At 48.3% G+C, this 20,464-nt stretch carries 17 protein-coding genes; 1 reads left to right on the plus strand and 16 read right to left on the minus strand.

Annotation, left to right across the window (positions count from 1 at the left end; all coding sequences use genetic code 11):
- Positions 1-199: 199 nt before the first annotated feature.
- The 11 genes from nspC to BUA56_RS19015 all read right to left on the minus strand — a co-directional run bounded on the left by nspC (position 200) and on the right by BUA56_RS19015 (position 14,445).
- Positions 200-1,324 carry a carboxynorspermidine decarboxylase gene (gene nspC / locus BUA56_RS18965; protein WP_072854353.1) on the minus strand — a complete coding sequence of 375 codons (1,125 nt, stop codon included), beginning with the start codon at positions 1,322-1,324 and terminating at the stop codon, positions 200-202.
- 1 nt (position 1,325) lies between these two features.
- On the minus strand, positions 1,326-2,528 hold the full coding sequence (locus BUA56_RS18970) for a saccharopine dehydrogenase family protein (RefSeq protein ID WP_072854354.1): 1,203 nt from the start codon (positions 2,526-2,528) through the stop codon (positions 1,326-1,328).
- A 17-nt stretch (positions 2,529-2,545) separates the two neighbouring features.
- The gene (speB, locus tag BUA56_RS18975) at positions 2,546-3,421 is read right to left on the minus strand and encodes an agmatinase (protein WP_072854355.1); all 876 of its coding nucleotides are present in this window, start codon (positions 3,419-3,421) and stop codon (positions 2,546-2,548) included.
- Positions 3,411-4,262: a polyamine aminopropyltransferase gene (gene speE / locus BUA56_RS18980; protein WP_072854356.1), complete on the minus strand. Its 852-nt coding sequence runs from the start codon at positions 4,260-4,262 to the stop codon at positions 3,411-3,413. Before speE ends, speB begins: the two co-directional genes overlap by 11 nt.
- 82 nt (positions 4,263-4,344) lie before the next feature.
- Positions 4,345-5,790 carry an aminotransferase class I/II-fold pyridoxal phosphate-dependent enzyme gene (locus BUA56_RS18985; protein ID WP_072854357.1) on the minus strand — a complete coding sequence of 482 codons (1,446 nt, stop codon included), beginning with the start codon at positions 5,788-5,790 and terminating at the stop codon, positions 4,345-4,347.
- Between the two features lie 572 nt (positions 5,791-6,362).
- Positions 6,363-8,879 (minus strand): HD domain-containing phosphohydrolase, encoded by a 2,517-nt coding sequence (locus BUA56_RS18990; RefSeq protein ID WP_072854358.1) that lies wholly within the window; start codon positions 8,877-8,879, stop codon positions 6,363-6,365.
- The gene (locus BUA56_RS18995; protein WP_072854359.1) at positions 8,872-10,497 is read right to left on the minus strand and encodes a GH3 domain-containing protein; all 1,626 of its coding nucleotides are present in this window, start codon (positions 10,495-10,497) and stop codon (positions 8,872-8,874) included. The genes BUA56_RS18990 and BUA56_RS18995 overlap by 8 nt, the downstream gene beginning before the upstream one ends.
- On the minus strand, positions 10,487-11,074 hold the full coding sequence (locus BUA56_RS19000) for a hypothetical protein (protein WP_072854360.1): 588 nt from the start codon (positions 11,072-11,074) through the stop codon (positions 10,487-10,489). Before BUA56_RS19000 ends, BUA56_RS18995 begins: the two co-directional genes overlap by 11 nt.
- Before the next feature lie 14 nt (positions 11,075-11,088).
- Positions 11,089-11,448, minus strand: a complete 360-nt coding sequence (locus tag BUA56_RS19005) for an arsenate reductase family protein (protein WP_072854361.1) — start codon at positions 11,446-11,448, stop codon at positions 11,089-11,091.
- Between the two features lie 230 nt (positions 11,449-11,678).
- Positions 11,679-12,893, minus strand: a complete 1,215-nt coding sequence (gene tig / locus BUA56_RS19010) for a trigger factor (RefSeq protein WP_072854362.1) — start codon at positions 12,891-12,893, stop codon at positions 11,679-11,681.
- Positions 12,894-13,089: 196 nt separating this feature from the next.
- On the minus strand, positions 13,090-14,445 hold the full coding sequence (locus BUA56_RS19015) for a polysaccharide deacetylase family protein (protein WP_072854363.1): 1,356 nt from the start codon (positions 14,443-14,445) through the stop codon (positions 13,090-13,092).
- Positions 14,446-14,649: 204 nt separating this feature from the next.
- Between BUA56_RS19015 and BUA56_RS19020 the strand changes: the two genes are divergently transcribed.
- A complete protein-coding gene (locus tag BUA56_RS19020; RefSeq protein ID WP_072854364.1) occupies positions 14,650-15,117 on the plus strand; it encodes a hypothetical protein in 468 nt (155 codons plus the stop codon).
- 47 nt (positions 15,118-15,164) lie between these two features.
- On the opposite strand, the gene BUA56_RS19025 is transcribed toward BUA56_RS19020, so the two are convergent.
- The 5 genes from BUA56_RS19025 to BUA56_RS19045 all read right to left on the minus strand — a co-directional run bounded on the left by BUA56_RS19025 (position 15,165) and on the right by BUA56_RS19045 (position 20,402).
- A complete protein-coding gene (locus tag BUA56_RS19025) occupies positions 15,165-15,617 on the minus strand; it encodes a YwiB family protein (RefSeq protein WP_072854365.1) in 453 nt (150 codons plus the stop codon).
- A 3-nt stretch (positions 15,618-15,620) separates the two neighbouring features.
- On the minus strand, positions 15,621-16,442 hold the full coding sequence (gene murI / locus BUA56_RS19030; protein ID WP_072854366.1) for a glutamate racemase: 822 nt from the start codon (positions 16,440-16,442) through the stop codon (positions 15,621-15,623).
- Between the two features lie 96 nt (positions 16,443-16,538).
- Positions 16,539-17,174: a stage II sporulation protein R gene (gene spoIIR, locus BUA56_RS19035; RefSeq protein WP_072854367.1), complete on the minus strand. Its 636-nt coding sequence runs from the start codon at positions 17,172-17,174 to the stop codon at positions 16,539-16,541.
- A 53-nt stretch (positions 17,175-17,227) separates the two neighbouring features.
- Positions 17,228-18,904 carry a GerAB/ArcD/ProY family transporter gene (locus BUA56_RS19040; RefSeq protein ID WP_072854368.1) on the minus strand — a complete coding sequence of 559 codons (1,677 nt, stop codon included), beginning with the start codon at positions 18,902-18,904 and terminating at the stop codon, positions 17,228-17,230.
- Between the two features lies 1 nt (position 18,905).
- Entirely contained in the window at positions 18,906-20,402 is a 1,497-nt protein-coding gene (locus BUA56_RS19045) for a spore germination protein (protein WP_072854369.1), read from the minus strand.
- Between the last annotated feature and the right edge of the window lie 62 nt (positions 20,403-20,464).

Here is a 20,464-nt window from a genome sequence, read left to right on the forward strand (position 1 = left end):
CCATAATCTCTATAAAATCTATAATAAGCAGATGAGACTCCGGGAAGTGGCTTAAAGAAGAAAGAGCGCACGTTTGTTGGGGTAAGGGGGATTATGCGCTTTTTACTGCTTTTTTCTTACGCTTTCCACAAAATAAAGAGGGGCTGAAAAAATGGAGTTAGAGCAACTCCATTTTTTCACAGCCCCCCCTTTTGCCCTTTTACAGACGCATTTTAAAATCTTCGTATCCAAATTCCTTTATTATTCTGCACTCCCCGTCTTCTTCCAGCACTGCAATACCCGGCAGCCTCATACCGTTGAAGGTATTGTTTTTTACCATGGAGTAGATCGCCATATCTTCAAACACCAGTCTCTCCCCCGGGGCGAGCCTGTGGTCGAAGGAATAGTCGCCTATGATATCTCCGGCCAGGCAGGTGGGGCCGGCCAGGCGGCAGGTGTAGGATTTTTCTCCGGGTTCTCCGCTCTCTCTCAGCGGGGGCCGATAGGGCATTTCCAGGACATCCGGCATATGGCAGGCGGCGGATGTGTCCAGAATGGCGGTGTCTGTACCGTTTTTTACTATCTCCAGCACCTCAGTGACCAGATAGCCGGCATCCAGGGCAATGGCCTCCCCCGGCTCCAGATATACTTGTACCTGGTAGCGGTTCTGTATCCGCCGGATGCATTTTTCCAGCACTTCTATGTGATAACCAGGCCTTGTGATGTGGTGTCCGCCCCCGAAGTTTATCCATTTCATTCTTTCCATATAGGGACCGAATGCCTCCTCAATCACCTCCAGGGTGGCGTCCAAATCGTAGGCATCCTGCTCGCACAGGGTGTGAAAGTGAAGGCCTTCGACGTTTTCCAAAAGATCCGGTCTGAAGTTTTCTAAGGTTACACCCAGACGGGACCCAGTTGCACAGGGATCGTAGATGGCATGCGCTTCCTGGGTGGAATACTGGGGATTAATCCGCAATCCTACACTTCTCCCTCGTTCTATGGCCGCAGGGCCGTATTTTTCCAGCTGTGCAAAGGAGTTAAAAATGATATGGCTGCAGAGCCCGCAGATCGCGGGAAACTCTTCGGCCCTGTAGGCGGGGGAGTAGATATGGTTCTCTTTTCCCATCTCCTCGGCCCCCAGCCTGGCTTCGCAGAGTCCGCTGGAGGTGCATCCGCTTAGGTACTCACCTATGAGAGGATACAGAGAATACATAGAGAATGCTTTCTGCGCCAGAAGGATCTCGCATCCGGTACGATCTGCTACGCCTTTTAGTATCTCCAGATTCCCCTTTAGCCGGGATATATCCACTACATAGCAGGGGGTAGGCAATTGTTCCCAGCGCATATCAGTCTACCAGCTCCGGCTGCTCCTCTGTCTTCCACGGCAGCCCCCACCGGTTCAGAGCCTCCATAAAAGGATCCGGATCGAATTCTTCAACATTGAATACCCCCGGCTTCAGCCATTTGCCCGTCATTACCATCATGGCGCCTATCATAGCCGGAACCCCTGTGGTATATGCCACCGCCTGGGATCCTACCTCCCTGTAGCATTCCTGGTGATCACATACATTGTAGATATAGAGATTCCTTTCTTTTCCATCCTTTATTCCCCGGAAAATACAGCCAATATTCGTCTTTCCTTTGGTTCTAGGTCCCAGAGACGAGGGATCCGGGAGCACAGCTTTTAAAAACTGAAGAGGCACAATCTGTTTTCCTTCGAATTCAATGGGTTCAATGGATGTCATGCCCACATTCTCCAGGCACTTCAGATGGGTCAGGTAGCTCTGCCCGAAAGTCATAAAAAAACGGATTCTCTTAATGCCTTTGATATTCAGCGCCAGAGACTCCAGCTCTTCATGGTGGAGCAGGTACATATCCTTCTCCCCGATTTCCGGAAAATCATAGACCTTCTTAATCTCCATAGGCTCCGTCTCAACCCAGCTTCCGTTCTCCCAATAGCTTCCCCTGGCTGATACTTCTCTGATATTGATCTCCGGATTAAAGTTCGTAGCAAAGGGATATCCGTGATCCCCCGCATTGCAGTCCAGTATGTCAATGTAATGAATCTCATCAAAATAGTGCTTTTGGGCATATGCAGAAAAAACACCAGTCACTCCAGGGTCGAACCCGCTTCCTAAAAGGGCAGTGATTCCCGCTTTCTCAAACTTCTCTCTGTAGGCCCACTGCCATTTATATTCAAACTTGGCCGTATCCTCAGGCTCATAGTTTGCAGTGTCTATATAGTGTGTTTTGGCTGCCAGGCAGGCATCCATAATAGTGAGATCCTGATAGGGAAGCGCCAGATTCAGCACAACATCCGGCTTTTCCTTTTTGATCAGTGCGGTAAGCTCATCCACATGGTCTGCATCTACCTGTGCAGTTGTAATCTTTGTGCTTGTAGTTCCCTCCAGCTTTTCCTTCAGTGCATCACATTTTGCTTTTGTTCTGCTTGCAATACAGATTTCTGTAAATACTTCGCTGTTCTGGCAGCATTTATGGATGGCTGCGGATGCAACCCCGCCGCAGCCGATAATCAACGCTTTTCCCATACTTATATTCTCCTTTTCTATATGATAACCTGTCTCTGTTCCCCCAGTGCAAGAAGCATCTCCCGCAGTACCTTACAGGCTGTTGCTGTTGAAATCCCGCTGGGGTCATACCCCGGGCAAAGCTCCACTATGTCACACCCTGCGATTTTCGTGCCCCTGCAGACCAGCTCCACTGCGTCCCTCAGCTGGTCAAAGGTAACACCTCCGGCCTCCGGTGTCCCCGTTCCGGGAAATACACTGGGGTCCAGCACATCCAGATCCAGGGTGAAATACACAGGCCTGCCCTTTAGTGTCTCAATCGTCTCCGCAAGTCCCTGAAAATCAAATCGTCTGGTATCCACATGTCCCCGTTCTCCCCAGCAAAACTCTTCCCGATCCCCTGAGCGTATCCCAAACTGATGGATCCTTTTGTCCCCCAGCAGCTCCCAGCAGCGCCTGAGTACGCAGGCATGGGACAGTCTTGCGCCCAGGTAATCCTCCCTCAGGTCTGCATGGGCATCAAAATGAATCACATGGAGATCCGGGTGCCGTTTGAACACTGCCCTGACAGCACCAAGGGTCACCAGATGTTCACCGCCCAAAAGCACCGGCAGCTTCCCGTCCTCCAGAATCGCCTCCGCCCGCCTCTCTATGTCTTCCAGCGCAAGGGAGGAATCTCCGAAACACAGCTCCAGATCACCGCTGTCAAAGACTTTCAGATCTGTCAGATCTTTGTCCTGATAGGGACTGTAGGTCTCCAGGCCAAAGGATTCGCTTCTCATAGCCTTGCTTCCGAATCTGGCCCCGGGCCGGTAAGAAGTCGTGGAATCATAGGGTGCCCCGTACAGCACAATCCCTGCCTCCTCATATTCCGCCTCACAGCCGATAAATACTTCTATATTCTTATTCAACATGCTTCAGCATCTCCTCTACATAATATGGGAGGGCAAAGGCCCCTGCGTGGAGCTGTGTCGTATAATACCGGGTGGAAAGCCCAAACATATTCCATTTGACAGCATCCAGATCCCGGACCGGATGATATTTTTTCGAGGCAAACCCAAACAGCCAATGCCCCGCCGGAAAGGTGGGAACATGCACCTGATAAACCCGGCTGATGGGAAAGCTCCCCACAATGCGCTTGTGTACTCTCTGCATGGTCATGGCATCCTCCTCATAGAAGGGGCTTTCATGCTGATTCACCATAATCCCGTCGTCCTTCAACGCCTTATAGCAGCTCCCGTAAAACTCCTTGGTGAACAGCCCCTCCCCCGGACCCCCGGGGTCTGAACAGTCCACAATGATGAGATCATATTCCTCGTGCACGGAACGTATAAAACGCAGGCCGTCCTCATAATAGATATGTACTCTGGGATCCTCCAGCCGGCAGGCCGTCTGGGGCAGATACTTTTTGGATACCTCTACCACAAGGGGGTCAATCTCCACCATATCAATCCGTTCTATCTTCTCATACCTGGTCAGTTCCCGGATTACACCCCCGTCTCCTCCTCCGATTACCAGGATCTTCCTGGGATCGGGATGCACCGCCATAGGCACATGCGTCATCATTTCATGATATATAAATTCGTCCTTCTCTGTCAGCATAAGATACCCGTCCAGGGTCAGAAACCGGCCGAACTCCCTGGAGTCAAATACATCAATCCGCTGAAATTCACTTTGTCCGCTGTAAAGCTGTCTCTCTACACGAATGGAAAACTTCACATTTTGGGTATGACGCTCTGAAAACCATAATTCCATTTTCCACCTCTCCTTATCTTCTATATTTTCCTAAAATCCCCGTCTCCTGCAGACCCCTTTTGCGTCCTCTCAAAACAGGTCTCTATAGCAATACATTCAGTGCTTCGATCTTTTCATCCTCGGGCCCGGTCATGGAGCAGCCCTTTTCTCTGGCATACACAATATAGTCCAGTATCTTATCCGTAATCCTCTCTCCCGGAGCCAGAATGGGGATTCCCGGGGGATAGCACATAACAAATTCACTGCACACTCTTCCCGCCGTCTCCTTCAGCGGCAGCGATTCCTTCCTGGCATAGAAGGCGTCCTGGGGCGTTACAACCACCTGGGGACTTATGTATTCCTGGCTCATCATGCCATTCCTGCTCTTCTGATACAGCCGCTTAATCTCCGCCAGGGCACTGGCCAGGCGCTCAATATCCTGCCTCCGGTCACCGATAGACAGATAGGCCAGTATATTGCCGATATCCCCGAATTCTATCTGGATATCATATTCGTCGCGGAGCAGATCATAGACTTCAATCCCCGCCAGACCGATCTCCAGGGTATAGACAGAAAGCTTTGTTACATCAAAATCATAGATGCTGTCCCCGTTCACCAGCTCCCGGGAGTAGGCATAATAACCGCCTATAGCATTGATCTCCGCTCTTGCATATTCCGCCAGTTCCACCACCTGGCAAAACGTCTCTCTTCCGTGGAGCGCCAGATTTCTTCTGGAGATATCCAGGCTGGATAAAAGCAGATAGGATCCGCTGGTAGTCTGCGTCAGGTTAATTATCTGGCTTACATACCCCGGATTCACCTCTGGACCTGTAAGCAGAAGAGAACTCTGGGTAAGGCTCCCCCCCGACTTGTGCATACTCACCGCCGCCATATCTGCACCCGCCTTCATAGCTGCCGCGGGCAGATTATCCCCAAAATAAAAGTGGGTGCCGTGGGCCTCATCCGCCAGTACCATCATTCCATGGGCATGCGCAAGGGCAATAATCGATTTTATATCCGAGCAGATGCCGTAATAGGTAGGATTATTTACAAGAACAGCCACTGCATCCGGATTCTCCTTAATCGCCTGCTCTACCTGTGACACCTTCATCCCCAGGGCAATCCCAAGCTGATGATCCACATCAGGGTTGACGTACACAGGCACTGCTCCGCAGAGAACCAGAGCATTAATCACACTCCTGTGGACATTTCTCGGAAGAATAATCTTATCCCCCCGTTTGCAGGCCGTTAGCACCATACTCTGTACCGCAGAGGTAGTGCCCCCCACCATCAGAAAGGCGTGTGACGCTCCAAAGGCCTCTGCCGCCAGCTCCTCTGCCTCCCGGATAACAGATACGGGATGACACAGGTTATCCAGAGGCTTCATGGAATTCACATCCAGGCTGACACACTTTTCTCCCAGAAATTCTCTTAATTCCTTATTTCCCCGCCCTCTTTTGTGTCCGGGGACATCGAACGGGACCACCCTCATCCTCCTGAATTCCTCCAGTGCCTCGTAGACAGGAGCCCTTTCCTGTGAAAGACTCATTGGCCTCCTCTCCTTTCTATTCACCTGATTATGTGCAATAGACGCCTGTATCCAGTCCTGCATCCGTATATTAGATGGTCTGCCGCAGTGTGAGCCACGGAGGGTTTTTTATTACATAGGGAACAAAATTACCTATGTAATAAAAAAACGCAGGCAACAGGCAGTCTACCGCCCATCACTTGCGTTTCATCGTCTTTTCTGATTTTGTTTTATTTGAAAACAGAGGCTATGGCCTGCAGGCCCCCCTGTTCCTATTTATTCAAAATGCAGTTGAGAATTAGAGTCTATATAGCAAACATTTTACTTTTACCACTCTTATTGACCGTTTCACAAGTTGATGTGCAGCAATGCACTGGTTTTGAGTAACCAACTTATAAAATTTGAGCTTTTAACTCAATCAATAAGGCAACGAAAGTTGCCAATCGGCAGTTGACCCGGCTGTCCGTATGGCCTTAACTCATAATGAGTGGTCAAAAAATATTTGCATGGAAAGCTCTAATTCAGGAACTATCATCCATACAATGGATAACGTATCATATTTTTATTTTTCTGTCAAGAAGAAAGAAGATTTTTCAGTCCAGCTGAATTTCAACGGTCTGGCTTTTCACCAGTTCTGTAAAAATAGGAACCAGCTTAGGATCAAATTGCCGGCCGGCCTCTTCCTCCAGAATGCCCAGCGCTTTGTCCACCTCCATACTTGGCTTGTAGCTTCTCTTGGAGATCATAGCGTCAAAGGAATCTGCCACGCAAAGCATCCGGGCCATAATAGGAATATCTTCCCCAGCAATCCGTCTGGGATACCCCCTTCCGTCATAGCGCTCATGATGGCCGATAACAGCGGGTATGACGTAATCCAGAGAGGGCAGGTGACGGATAATTCCGATGGAATGCTCCACATGTCCCTTCATAATCTCGTATTCCTCGTCTGTCAGCTTTCCCGGTTTATTTAAAATGTCCTCAGGAATACCTATCTTACCAATGTCGTGGAGAAGTCCTGCCTCGTGCACAATATTGACACATTCCTGGTTCATGCCGTACGCCTTAGCCAGTTCGCTGGCATAGTATGCCACATTCTTGGAATGGCTGAAGGTATAGTGATCCTTGGTATCAATCGCAGCTGTAAGCGCATAGATGGTAGAGGCATATTCTGAATACACACTCTTCTTATACGACTGTTCAGGCGCCTGCATCGCAAACTTCTGATCCTGGCCCACAGAATAAATCATGACTGCATTTTTGCCGGAACGCTTCACATGATAGACTGCCATGTCCGCATTGTTCACCAGCTCATGAGGGTTGGAAGCTGAAAATGGTATTCCGCAGATCCCGCAGCTCACGGTAAGGGCTTTCAGGGCATATTCTTTGGAGTGCCGGTTCATATCCCGGATCTGTGCCGCAATGTTTTCCGCCAGCTTTTTTGCCATGTGGAGATCGTACTGCGGCAGAATAATGGCAAATTCCTTCCCGCTGTATCTTGCCACATAGCTTTTCTCCCCTGCGCTTGCCTGTATGATGGCCGCCACTCTCTGGAGGGCAATATCCCCCTCCTGGTCCCCGTACAGCTGATTATACAGCTTAAAATCATCGATATTCAGGATAATAAGCGCCAGAGAACTGTCTTTAAATCTTTCATAGGCTTCGTCCAGAACCTCGTAAAAGCATTTCCGGTTGAGCAGACCGGTGAGCTCATCCTTCCTGGCCTCCTCATAAGCCTTTTCGTAAAGTCTGGAGTTCTTAACCGCAATAGAGCTTACGGAATCTACAGAGGTAAGAAAGCTAATATCATTGTAGGTATACCTCTCATGCTTCAGCTTATTGGACAGCATTACGATACCAATGATATCCTCTTCGTCCTTTAAGGCAACAAAGCACTCTATCTTCCAGACAGCCAGCTGGTGCTTCTCCTCCTCCCACATAGATTTATAGGCAACCGTCCGTTTAAATTCTCTCATCAGCAGACAGCCGTCTGACTTTTTCAGATATTCTACTACGGGATGATCCTTTGCCAGCACAAAGTCCCGACGGTTGAGGGGACTGGTGCTCTGCACCATCTTATATTCCCCCTTGTCATCCTCTATGCAGATATATACCTTTTCCACAGAAATGGTTTTCTGTATAATTTCAATCAATTCAGTAAGAATTTCCTGGATGTTCAGGGATTTGGATACCTTTGAGCTAAAGTCACGGAGGTTCTCCGTCTGCACCAATTCATCCTTCACGAACAGTTCATCGAAAAACTTTTTAAGTATCGCATACATACCCATTGTTACCAGCATAACCAGGACCGCAATCGCCATAACTCTCTGGGAATCTCCCAGATGAAACAGTCCGCTCAGCAGTTCCTCCAAGGGCCGAACCAGATTATAGAAAATCACCACAGCCAGAACAATGGCCAGGGCATAACAGTTCCCTCTGGAAATCAAAAGTGTAAGCTTAAAAAGGCGCTTTTTGTACAGTGCATAAAACATTAGAAAAGCATTGATAATTCCACTCATGAGATCAATGGGAAACCCTTTAAAAAACGGGAATACCAGCAGTACATGTCCAAGGAAAAGGATAAAAATCCCCAGCAGGATCGGATTGAGCTTCTTCATGACCACAGCGTTGCGGTGCCCATTCTTATAGATCATCCAGGCACAGTCAAGAAGGATAAACGCTTCTGTAAGAAAAAGGACAATCACCGGCCAGTGAATATCATAAATATAGGTTACCTGCCCCGTGGCTATCTCTTTCATCTCCGGTGCAGCTACAAAGACTCCTGTTTTTATATTCACGCCCATGATAATCAGAACAAGAACAGACCAGAACCCTTTGCGATGATTACTTTTAACCTCCATGAATTCCCGGATAAATCCCAAAAATCCCACAGGCATCATCATCATGCCGATAAGAGATACATGAAACCAGAACTTTTCATAGGGCCACAGCCCCATGCGCATAAAAAAGGAACCGCCGGTCCACATTATCATAATAACCAGGAGGCCAATAAAAGAATTAATAATCTTATTTTTTCTGGCAGCCAGGAAGGACACCAGAAGGAAGGAATAACAAAACAGTGCAATAATCGGCACACTTGCATAACTATACACGTCTTATCCCTCCTTTGTCACCCTCTGCCCGCAGCAGGTCCTGTACTTCCCGGGCCGGAGGACTCATATGCCGGATATTTTTCTCCGTCTCCAGTCTGTAGCGGTCAAACGTGCCGCATTTTAATATTGTGATCTCAAGAGGATCCATCCCCAGAATTTTTTTCAAATCCTGGTAATCCTCATCAATATATTTAAAATAAATCCCCAGATGCTCTTTCAGGATCATCTGGCTTACCGCATGGTTGGCAAGACAGCCAGCCTCCATCTCCACATACATATGTAATACAGGTCTCCGGTTATCCTTATATTCCTTCTGTGCGATCCAGTCCTTGATCGGAAGTCCGGACAACTCTATGGCCCGCGTTATGGAATACTCAGAAATTCTGGTAAATCCCGCTATATCTATGATCGAGGACACCCTGTCCACATACTGAAAACGGGGGATCTTTGTCTCGTCCTCTTTGTTCGTAAGCCCCGCACACCGGTATACATCTCCCACCCGGTATCTGGCAAAAGCCCCTCCCTTAAAAATGGTAAGTACCAGTTCATACTTTTCGCCCTCCTGTACCTCATCCATCAGAACTGTCCGGGGCTGGTAGGTACTGTCTTCCATATTCTTCTCCATCTCTGCCTCCGGAATAAATTCATAGAAACAGGTGTCCGGAAAAAAATACATTCCATTCCTGGTCCAGGTCTCTGTCCCGATGCAGCTGGGCTCCGTCCCTGCAAAAAGCTCCATTGGGCGGATTCCCCAGAGGTCTTCCAGGTCGTCCTTGTAGCATCGGTTGTCCGTACCCGCGCACATAAACCCTTTCAGCTGAAACAAATCCTTAGGCTTCAGCTGCCGGTTCTCCTCTTTGCATATTTTCTTTGCCTTAGCCAGGCGCAAAAGCATAGACGGGGAGATCCCTGCCAGTTTTTTCAGTCCTTTGGAGGAGCCGCCGCTTCCCATGGCAGCTACACTCAGGCTTACGTAATAGGCCACACTTCCCATGCCGAAGAAAAACTCAATTCCCTTCTTCAATCCCATCTGAAACCCTTTTACATTCCGCTCCTTAAAGGACATCTCCACAGCATCCTTCACCGGAGGCAGAAAGCCAATGCCGATCTCATCCCCAAGGGCAACCGGAAACAGCCCGGTAGGGTAGGGCAGCGGGGCAAGGGCGTACAGGATATTATCCGCTGCACTTACGTCAAATTCCCCTTTTTTGCTGCTTGTGGACAAAATCAGACATGCCAGAACATTGTTCTGATACGTTTTCAGCATCCCCTGGGTGTAGGGTGCTGCTTTGATCGGGTGTTTTCCTCCCTCCCAAGTGGTCTGGATCCAGATCACAGGCTCCTCCGGCAGCATTTCCTTTCGCCTGGCCAGCAGTACATCTGCATAGTCATCGTATGTGGTAAGGGGTACCATAGCGCGGAATTCTTCTATGGTTCCGGGAAATTTCCCCTTTAAAAAGCTTTGTCCCAGGGAAGAGCTGCTCCACAGACGGATCTGTTCCTTTAAGAGCCTGTTTTGTATCTGCATATACTCCCTGATATCAAGATCCAAAAATCCACAGTACTCACTCCATATCGCTTCTTTAGGAAATTCTTTTAACTTTTCCTCAAACCTCATGTTCCTTCCGCCCCCTTTCCCGCAGTGTAGTAAGGCAAGCCAGTAAGCTCCCCTTTGTAGGAATTAAAAAAGGAGTCCTCTTTTTATACTCCTCATAACCGCCCAAGCTTCTGGGAAACGTCCATATATCCTGCAGAATCACGTACCCCAGATTGCACAGGCTGAACACCATGCCTGCCCCCGCAAGCTGCAGGGAGTGAAAAGACAGGCCCAGAAACAGATAAAAAAAGAAAAACCACAAAACTCCCGGATGCCGGCAAAGGGCGTACACCCCCGCGCTGCAGACCTGGGGTCTGCCGTCCATGGTCTGATACGTCTCCCCAAACGGCAGGGCAAAAAATAGAGTATAAATGAGAAGCCCTAAAAAGAACAGTGCCAACAGGCCGCATAAAATAGAACCCATTGACACAAACGCCTCATTCCATACTCTTTTTATCAACATTATGGTTGCACCTATAATAAGTACATTACCCGCAAAAAAGCCACAGTGGAGACTTTTCTTTCTCCACAGTACACTGTTTATATCATATAATACGAATAATAAAAAGCCAACAACTCCCGCAATCGTATAAGTCATACTGTTCCCTCTGCTCAGCTACACAAGGCTTCTTCCCATTCCTTCTCCTTAAAACCTGTCAGTACAAAATCATCCCCTATAATAAGAGGCCGCTTTACCAGCATACCGTCTGTCCCCAAAAGCTCCAGCTGCTCTTCCTCTGTCATCAAAGGCAGCTTGTCTTTCAGTCCCATATCACGGTAAATCATTCCGCTGGTGTTAAAAAAGCGCTTCAACGGCAGTCCGCTTTTCCTGTACCAATCCGCGAGCTCTCCGCTGGTGGGATTCTCTTCTTTTATATGCCGATCCGTATATTCAATTCCATGACTGTCCAGCCACTTTTTTGCACGCTGGCAGGTACTGCATTTCGGATATTCTATAAATAAAACAGACATTATCATACTCCTTAACTTCCAGTAATTTGCATATCAAACTTATTATAATCGAAAATTCTTTTTCTTACAACGACTTTCATGAAGAAATTTGAACCTTTATTGTAATTTAATGTAATGTTTTGGTAATAAATGGAAACAATGCACAAAAAAGGCCCGGTGACAAACGGGCGGTATCTTACTGTACGCCTGCTTGTCACCGGGTCTGTGATAGATCTGATTCACGTTCTGTTTTATTCAGCTGTCTCTTCCTGCTGGGCAGCATCACTGCCGTCCGATTCCCCCTGGGAGGCGCCGCTGGTGTCTGCTTCCCCCTCATCCACGGTCTGATCCGTAATCTTGCCGTTCTCTACAAGCACATCTCCGACCTTATTCCAGAGAATGGTATCCTTTACCATATCTTCCCCGTAGCTTTGGATCATAGTATCTTTGCTCTCAAATCCATATCTCTGTGCATAATCTTCTACCATCTTATCGTAATCTTCCTGCGTGATTCTCATATCCTCAGCATTCATAATTGCCTGTACGATCATTTTCTGCTGCAGTCTCTCTTTGCCCTTTTCCTCAGCCAGCTCGTTAAAAGTCTCTTCCGTATACCCTTGAGCCTCAATGAACTCATCCATGGTCATACCAGCTGCCGCTGCATACATAGATTCTATCTGATCTTTATAATTCTGGGTTTCCTGCTTCACCAGATCTTCCGGATATTCCTTAATCTCGGAGTTCTCCTGCACCTGGCTGAACAGAGACGTAGCAAGGTAATAGATGGATTGATCATCATTGCTGTCTTCAATCATTTTTCTGATAGACGCTTTGTATTCATCCACTGTCTTATATTCTGTGTTCGCTGCCACCCACTCATCCGTAAGCTCGGGAGGTGCTGAGATGGAATTCACTGTCACATGAAACACTGCATTTTTGCCGGACAGATCCGTATTATTTTGATAAGGATCCGGGAAGGTAACATTGACATCAACCTCCTGTCCTGTGGTTGCCCCTATAAGGCCTGTCTCAAATCCGTCGATAAATTCCCCGGAGCCGATGGTAAGGTCATAGTTCTGTCCTTTTCCCCCTTCAAACTCTACGCCGTCTACCGTTCCCACATAGTCAATATTGACAATATCCCCGTCCTGAACCGGCCGGTCTGTCACCACAGCAGAGTTTTGAAATAATGTACCGTTTACCTGGGCATTCACATCTTCGTCTGTAATCTCATACACCATCTTAGTGCCTTCCAGTCCTTTGTACTGGCCCAGAGTCATATATTTGCCCAAATCCTTAAGGTCCAGCGCCTTTACCAGGTCGTCTGAGTCCTTCATATCAGATATGTCAATTTTTTCTCCTGTATTCTTGCTGTCCTTGCCATCTTTGGAATTGCTGCCTGAGCATCCGGTAAACACCAGCGCTGTACAAAGTGCCAGCGCGATTAATGTACCCCTTTTTTTCATTTTTTCATCCTTTCTAGGCTCCCTGTTATCGTATGAATCTATTCCATTTAAAGTACGTCTTAGCGTACTTTCTGCAAGCGGGGAGTCTTATCTTGTTTCAAGATAAAGGCTTTTCAAGTTAAAGCCACACATGTGTTATACCATACATGGCTTTAAAAAGAAAGCCTTTCCCGTCCATTTCATAATTTTTTCACATTCATTCTCCCATGGGGGGCACCGGAACGGGCCTTGCCGGGTCGAATACTTCCCCCACCTGAAACAGGTCAGAAAGCTTATTGGTGCCTTCCGTCATGTCATAGTACATCCGGTAGCCATCCACGTTCCTTCTCCCCTGCCGGAGATATTCATCGGTAATCTGGACCCATGACGTATTTGAATCTACATTGCAAAAATAACGGTACCCCTGGCTTTTCAAAAACCTGTATTTTTCATTCTCCTGGGTGTAGGGGTGCCAGTCCCCGATGTCCTCCCCGAAGGCAAAGATAATCACATCCGTGTCACCCACAATAGGCGCTACCCTTGTCTTCCACTTTCTTGTATCCTCCACCATCTGCTGGTAGCTGCAGCTGTAGGCCCTCAGATGTCCCCAGGTGTGGCTGGCGAACTCCCAGCCGTCCTTTTTCAGTCCTTCTGCTGCCGCCCTGGCCTCCCGAACCTCATGTTCAAAGTTGAAATCCGGATTTGCCTCCAAAAACTTCTTCTGATCCTCATCCAGATTTTCACCTGTCTCATACGCCGTATCTGTGCGGTACCCTAGGACACCGTTATATCCGGTAAGGGCAATGGTTCCCCTGGCGCCTTTATAAGCACCGTCGGGATGCTCACGCAGAAACGAATCCAGCAGAGGAACCACATCGTAATCCCCCACGGTAACCGTCCCGTCTGCGGCGGTATACTGGCACTTGGGCCTGCCGTCACCGTCCAGAACAATTTTACCGGCGAATCCATCCCCGTCCATATAATGGTAATAGCTGAGATCATCCACAGAGAGGACAAATGGTTTCTTTCCCTCCGGGAGAAGGATTTCCTTCGGCGCCATATAGGTCCTCCCATTTTCATCCGTCTTTTCTCCGGCCAGATCCTTTAGCCTTACCAACACGTACCCCCGCTCATACATCTGTTCCATAATTTTAGTGAATTCACTGATGGTTGTCATCACCTGATTGTAGGCCCCCTCCTTACTGTCCCCGTCAAAGGCCCTGGAAGTATCTGCAATCAGAGAGTGATAAAATATATGAGGAATCTCCTCCACGTCTGCAGGCCTGCAGGCTTCTTTCCTGGCCAGGTACGCCGCAGCCGCTTCCTGCATTTCTTTGGATTCTGCATATCCGGGGCTCTTTTTCAAAAGAGAAACCGCACCGTCGTAGTCATAGCCTGCTGCCAGCAGCTTTGCCTGCTCCATTACCCCTTTTTTTCCGCCAGCCTGTACAGCTGCCTGGCTTATGCCGGCCTCTCCCGCATTATCTTCAGTACCCTGGATATCGTATCGGTGTACTGCCGCCAATAGGAGAAGCAGACAAACCCCCGTAAGAATAACTCCACGGTCCTTCATAAAGATTCCTCCCATATCCTCCATCCCACTATTCTAATCTATTAGTACCCTTTGTCTACTTATGCCTCACAGCTCATTTTCCGGCCCTTTCTTCCGCCTTTTTTTGGCAAATTAATAATTGCCTTTTTCCAGAATTAATGCTAAAATGAAATTTGCGTATGAAGCTGCGGGGCAGTGGATTCAATACACTTTAGGAGGTTAATTATGGAACTTTGGAAAGTATTATTGATTATTTTGGCGATTCTTGCAGTTGCCGTTGTCGTATTATATTTCCTGGGAAAAAGAGCACAGAAAAAGCAAGAAGCACAGCAGGAGCAGATAGAGGCTGCGAAACAAGTCGTCCCCATGCTGATAATAGATAAAAAAAGGATGCCCCTAAAAAGTTCGGGACTCCCTCAGGCAGTGATAGATCAGACGCCCAAGCTTATGAGAAGATCCAAGCTTCCTATTGTAAAGGCAAAAGTCGGACCCAAGATTATGACTCTGGTCTGCGATGAAAGAATCTTCGATGTAATCCCTCTGAAAAAGGAAGTCAAAGCTACTGTCAGCGGAATCTACATTACAGACGTCCGGGGTGTCAGAGGTCCTCTGGAAGCACCGGCTAAAAAGAAAGGATTCTTCCAGCGCCTGAGAAATAAGGCTATGGATGCGACCGCCGGAAAGCGCTCGTAAGCGGCTATAGTGATAAAAAAAGGATTGCGGTTCTCTCCGCAGTCCTTTTATGATCTCAGTGAAAAGTCCTGAGCCTCTTTTGATTTAATATTAATGCAGATATTGCAGTCTGCCACATGCTGTTCATTTATCTCCAGCGCGTAATCTACATTCACGTCTATATTTTCCCGGGTTTCCTGAATCTTGACCCGGGTTGCGGAGATTCCCATCTCCATACTCCCATAGGGGGTTGAATAATATGTAAGGTTTTTCTTGTTCTCCTGGAACACCATATGGGCATTGGCAACGCCCTTTTTCCTTACCTCCACAGAATCTTCCTTCACTTTTATGTAGTTCTTTGTGCTGCCCTCAAAGCCTTCCATCACCTCATTGTACATGATAAAATGATGGCCGTTCTTTTTATAATAATCCCCGGCCGTAATCAGCTCTATATTCGTATCCTCTTCCCCGGGTCCCGGCATCTGAAGTCCCTTGATTGTAATCAATACTTGCTTTGTCATTCTTTAGTACTCCTCAATAGTAATCTGCTTTGTCATACCCACATCATAAGGAAGTATGGAATTTGCAAAGTCTTTAAACTGCTGCACTGAATCGCTGGCATAGAAGCGGTAGGGAAATTCAGCTTCCTCTTTCCCTGGGCTTGCCAGCCCTCTCTCCTCCAGAAGCCTCTGCAGGTCCTTTGCAGTTTCATACGCCGGATTCACCAGCCTGACTTTTTCTCCCACCAGCTCACGCATCACAGATCGCAGCAGAGGATAGTGGGTACATCCCAGGATCAGGGTATCGATATCCTGCCTCAAAAGAGGTTCCAGATACCGCCTTGCCACCTCCACCGTCACGGCGTCCTTCAGCCACCCTTCTTCTACCAAAGGCACCAGCAGCGGGCAGGCCTTTCCAATCACCTCGATCTCAGGGTTCTGTCTTTGAATAAACTCCTTATAGATGCAGCTGTTAATTGTGGCCCTGGTCCCGATCACTCCGATCTTATGGTTCCGGGTTACCTGGGCCGCCACTCTGGCTCCGGGCTTTACCACTCCGATTATAGGAATATTAATCTCTTCTCTTATGGTCTCAAGAGCCATGGCACTGGCTGTATTGCAGGCCACAACAATAGCTTTTACATCCTGGGTCATCAGAAAACGGATAATCTGGCGGGAATAGCGCAGGACGGCTTCTCTCGATTTATTGCCATAGGGAACTCTTGCGGTATCACCGAAATATACAATTTTTTCATTGGGCAGATTGCGCATAATCTCCCTCGCCACTGTCAATCCGCCGACTCCTGAGTCAAATACTCCTATGGGTGCGTAGTTCTTTTGGCTCATATTCTTTCTCCATCATTTATTAGCCTGGCCTCAGGCTAAGGTTTTATACATTGTTCTATTCTACTCTCACTGAAGGGAGAATTCAAGCGGAAATTATCAGTGGGGAAGCCACTTAAAAGTAATTTTAACCCTTGGGGTATCTGTGACTGTATCATATTCCTCTTCTGTAAGAACGTTCTTCAATTCTTCTTTTTTCTCCTCTGTAACCACTCCATGGGTGTCATCTACAAAACACAGGCTGGGATAAAGAACACACCACCAGTTATGTCCCTCTGCCTCTCCAATCTTAATCTGAAGCGCCTCGTATTCCCCCGGCGGAAAAGTACAGTCCCCGTATGTTTTTTCAGGGAAGTAAGCCGTAGTAAGCCCTGCCGTCACCGGATACGCATATCCTTCTTTCTCGATCACTTCCCTGGAGATATCCCGAATCTCCTCCATATGAGAAACAATTGCTTTCCTGGTCTCTTCCAGAGTAGTGTCATCTCCCAAAAGCTCATGCAGATACTCCACTACTCTGTTTTTTACCTTTATTTTCAGTCCCTGATCCTCCTCGCTGTCGCTGTTGGCAAGGACATGGAACCGGATGATTTCTTTTGCAATTCCCTGCTGGATCTTGCGGGACGTTTCCCCCTGAGCCCGGGCAGTAAAGGAAGCAGCCAGAATGCCTCCCAAAACCCCCAGAGAAAGGGCTGCTGCTATAATATATTTCTTACGGTTTGCCGTGATTTTCATTTTATGTACCTCCTAATAACTTTGTATTAGGAGTATTTCCATTTATCCCGGGTCTATTCAAGGTACACCTGGGTTCCCCTCACATTTACCCTGGGTACCTTGGGGAACTCCTCCTGGTTATGCCAGGCATTGTAGAACTTTTGTATGGTAACCTGAGCCTTTCTGTCCGGGTTCGGCTTATTTTCCAGTATCCCAATGAGATATTCTCCCAGAGAATCGATCTCATTTCCGTTCAGGGACATTGCCTCTTCCACCTGGCTGCTTCGGAATACTTTTATGCTGCCCGCGATTGCCGGGTTGTTTTCCAGATAGGCCAGGCATTTCGTAAATGCCTCCTTATTCTCCATCAGCCCGTCTCCCAGCAGAAATGTTTTTACATGCCCCAGATCCAGATAGTTTTTCTGGCTTTTATCGAACTCTTCTTCTATTTCTTTGATGGATGCCCCGGTATAGACGGTAACCCGGGGCTCCTGACTGCCGGATTCCTCCTTCTTTCCCTGGCCTGTAGTATTCGACAGGTCCGGGATTCCGTAGATCACTTCATATTCCCCATCTGTATAATCAATGCTCACGATAAGGGGAAAGGCCCGGTTTTCCGGCTCTACACCGCAGCATCCATTCAGAAAGAACAGAAGAATGAGTCCCAGAATCCCTATGAGTGCCTTACCCCACTTTGCCTTTTTCTCGTTCTTTCCCAGCCGCAGCCCGGCAATCAGACTGATCAGCAGAAAAACAGGAATGTAGTATCTCTCCAGAATCTGGCCGTAGTATCTGGCCGACACGCCCATATGCGCACAGACAAGTCCCCCTGCCAGTACCAGAAACGCAGCAAACAGCCTTCCCTTTTCCCAGTGCACCCGGGATAAAAGCTCATTCTGGTAAAAAAACACACTTCCCAGGGCAAATAATACGCTGAACAGCAGAAATATGATCCAGAATACATCCACACGCTCCAGAAAGTCTCCGGGTATATTAACCCCTGACATCAAATCTATCATAGGAAAGGATTTGTACAGCAGTCCGGGCAGACCGAAGGTCCCCTGCAGAAGGATAAAAGTCAGGGACAGAATCCCTCCCAAAAGTCCTACGGCTCCTATAATAACTCCGTGGGCACTTGACGGCTTCTGAACTGTCCCCAGAGTAAAGGGAATCAGGATCAAAGGGGCAAAGGCACAGAAGATCCCATAGCTTCCCCATCCCAGCTGGGGCCAGCTAACAGAAGCACTCTGCTGCAGATATCCCAGATTTACCTTGCTGAGGGCCAGAAAAAACATAAGAAACAGTGCCCCTGTCACCAGGGGAAAGACAGCTTCTGCCATCCGGCCCCGGCGCTCCAGGCCCTGGCCGCTGCCCAGATAGCAGAAGACCACTGCCAACCCCATAACCACCGCCGCATTGGCTCCTGTCACAAGGAAGCGCGCTACCACCGCCCCGATGATTCGGAGAAGAAAGATTCCGGTGAATACCAGGTAGGAGAGATATACCAGAACAATCAACCGCCCTCCTATCTTTCCGAAGGTCTTATCCAGATTCGTATAGGAATGATTCAAACGCACCAGATAAATGATATAAAAGAAAAGAAAGAGAAGCCCGATCCCTACACACAGTACTCCCCTGCGTCCCTCCAGGGACTGCCACCCGGGAATACACAGAAGATAGATACCCAAAAAGCTCATGACCAGCTGCCGGAAGAGCTGGCGGTGAGATATTTTCTGATTGTCTGCGAACATCTTACTTGTTCTCCCTTCTGCGAAGTCTGATTTTTTCTTCTTGTCTGGCGTAAATAGGACGTCTGCGGAGCCACCAGATAGGTGCCCTCAGAATGCCGTCCTTCTCCCCCCGGAATCTCTCCTTTTTTGTGGCAACAAAAGGCATAAGGTAAGGAATATGGAAGGTGGTAAGCCCTGCCAGATGACTGATGACCAGATAGAGTCCAAGGGCAATGCCATAGACACCCAGAGTTCCCCCCAGGACTATCATGCCATATTTAATCAGGCGGAAGGGCGCAGAGAATTCCTCATTTGGGATGGCCAGTGAGCTTAAGGCTGTAATCGCTACTACCACAACTACCATGGGGCTTACCAGATTCGCCTCCACAGCCGCCTGTCCGATAATCAGTCCCCCAACGATTCCAATGGTCCCGCCAAGTGGTCCGGGCATCCGTATCCCGGCCTCCCGAATCATCTCAAAAGCTACTTCCATAAGGATGACCTCCAGCATGCTGGGAAAAGGTACCCCCTGTCTTGATTCTGCAAACGCCAGCATCAGATTGGTGGGAAGCACCTGGGTGTGAAAGTTGGTCATCGCAAGGTATGTGGCGGAAAAGAGCATGGTCAGCACCACCGCAAGATACCGGAGAATGCGCAGGAAGCTCACCAGGGCAAAACGGTTATACCAGTCCTCACTCACCTGAAGAAAACTGTTGTACGTGGTGGGGAGCAGCAGTCCCACAGGCGAGTTATCACACAGTAAAAGTATCCGCCCGTTTAGCAGCTCCATAGCCGCCTTGTCCGGACGTTCTGTGGTCTGGAACTGGGGAAACGGAGAATACCAGACCTCTTCTGTAAGCTGTTCTATAATACCGCTGTCTGTTACCCCGTCAATCTCAAAGGATTCCAGGCGTTGTTCAATCTCCCTTAAGAGACCGGGATCAATGAGATCCTCCACGTATAGAAGCTGCACCACGGTATTGGACCTGACTCCCACACTGGTCTGCTTGACTTTCATGCGGGTGTCTCTGAGACGCTTCCTTACCAGTGCTGAATTGGCTTTCACCGCATCTCCGAATCCCTCGTTGGAGCCCCTCAGTACCTTTTCCGCCTCAGCTTCCTGTACGCCTCTGTCCGGGTAGCCTTTGCTGGAAATCTTTATGGCATGGGGGTAGCCGTCCAGGAAAAATATGGCATTTCCCGCCAGCATGGCGTCGAATGCCTCCTTCATAGTATCCAGCGTCTTTACGTCTGAGATTCCCAGCCCGTTATCCTCCACAAACTCCAGAATCTGGTCCCTGGGCATCTCCCACATGTGGTTGATAAGTTTGCCGATCACAGACTCTTCCAGCATCATATTGCTTACAGCGACTTCTATATATACCACCAGACAGCGCACCTTTTTTTCGTCCCCCAGAAGCATAGGGCGTATGATGATATCGTCGCAGTTCTCGCACCGGCTGCGGATATATTCTTCATTTTCCTGTATATGCATGGAAATATCACTTACTGTTGACATCTTCCGCCTCCTCGTAAAAAAATAAGAGAAATACCCGTATCTGGGTATCTCTCTTATCATGT

It is taken from the genome of Lactonifactor longoviformis DSM 17459, from assembly GCF_900129135.1.
Classification (GTDB): domain Bacteria; phylum Bacillota; class Clostridia; order Lachnospirales; family Lachnospiraceae; genus Lactonifactor; species Lactonifactor longoviformis.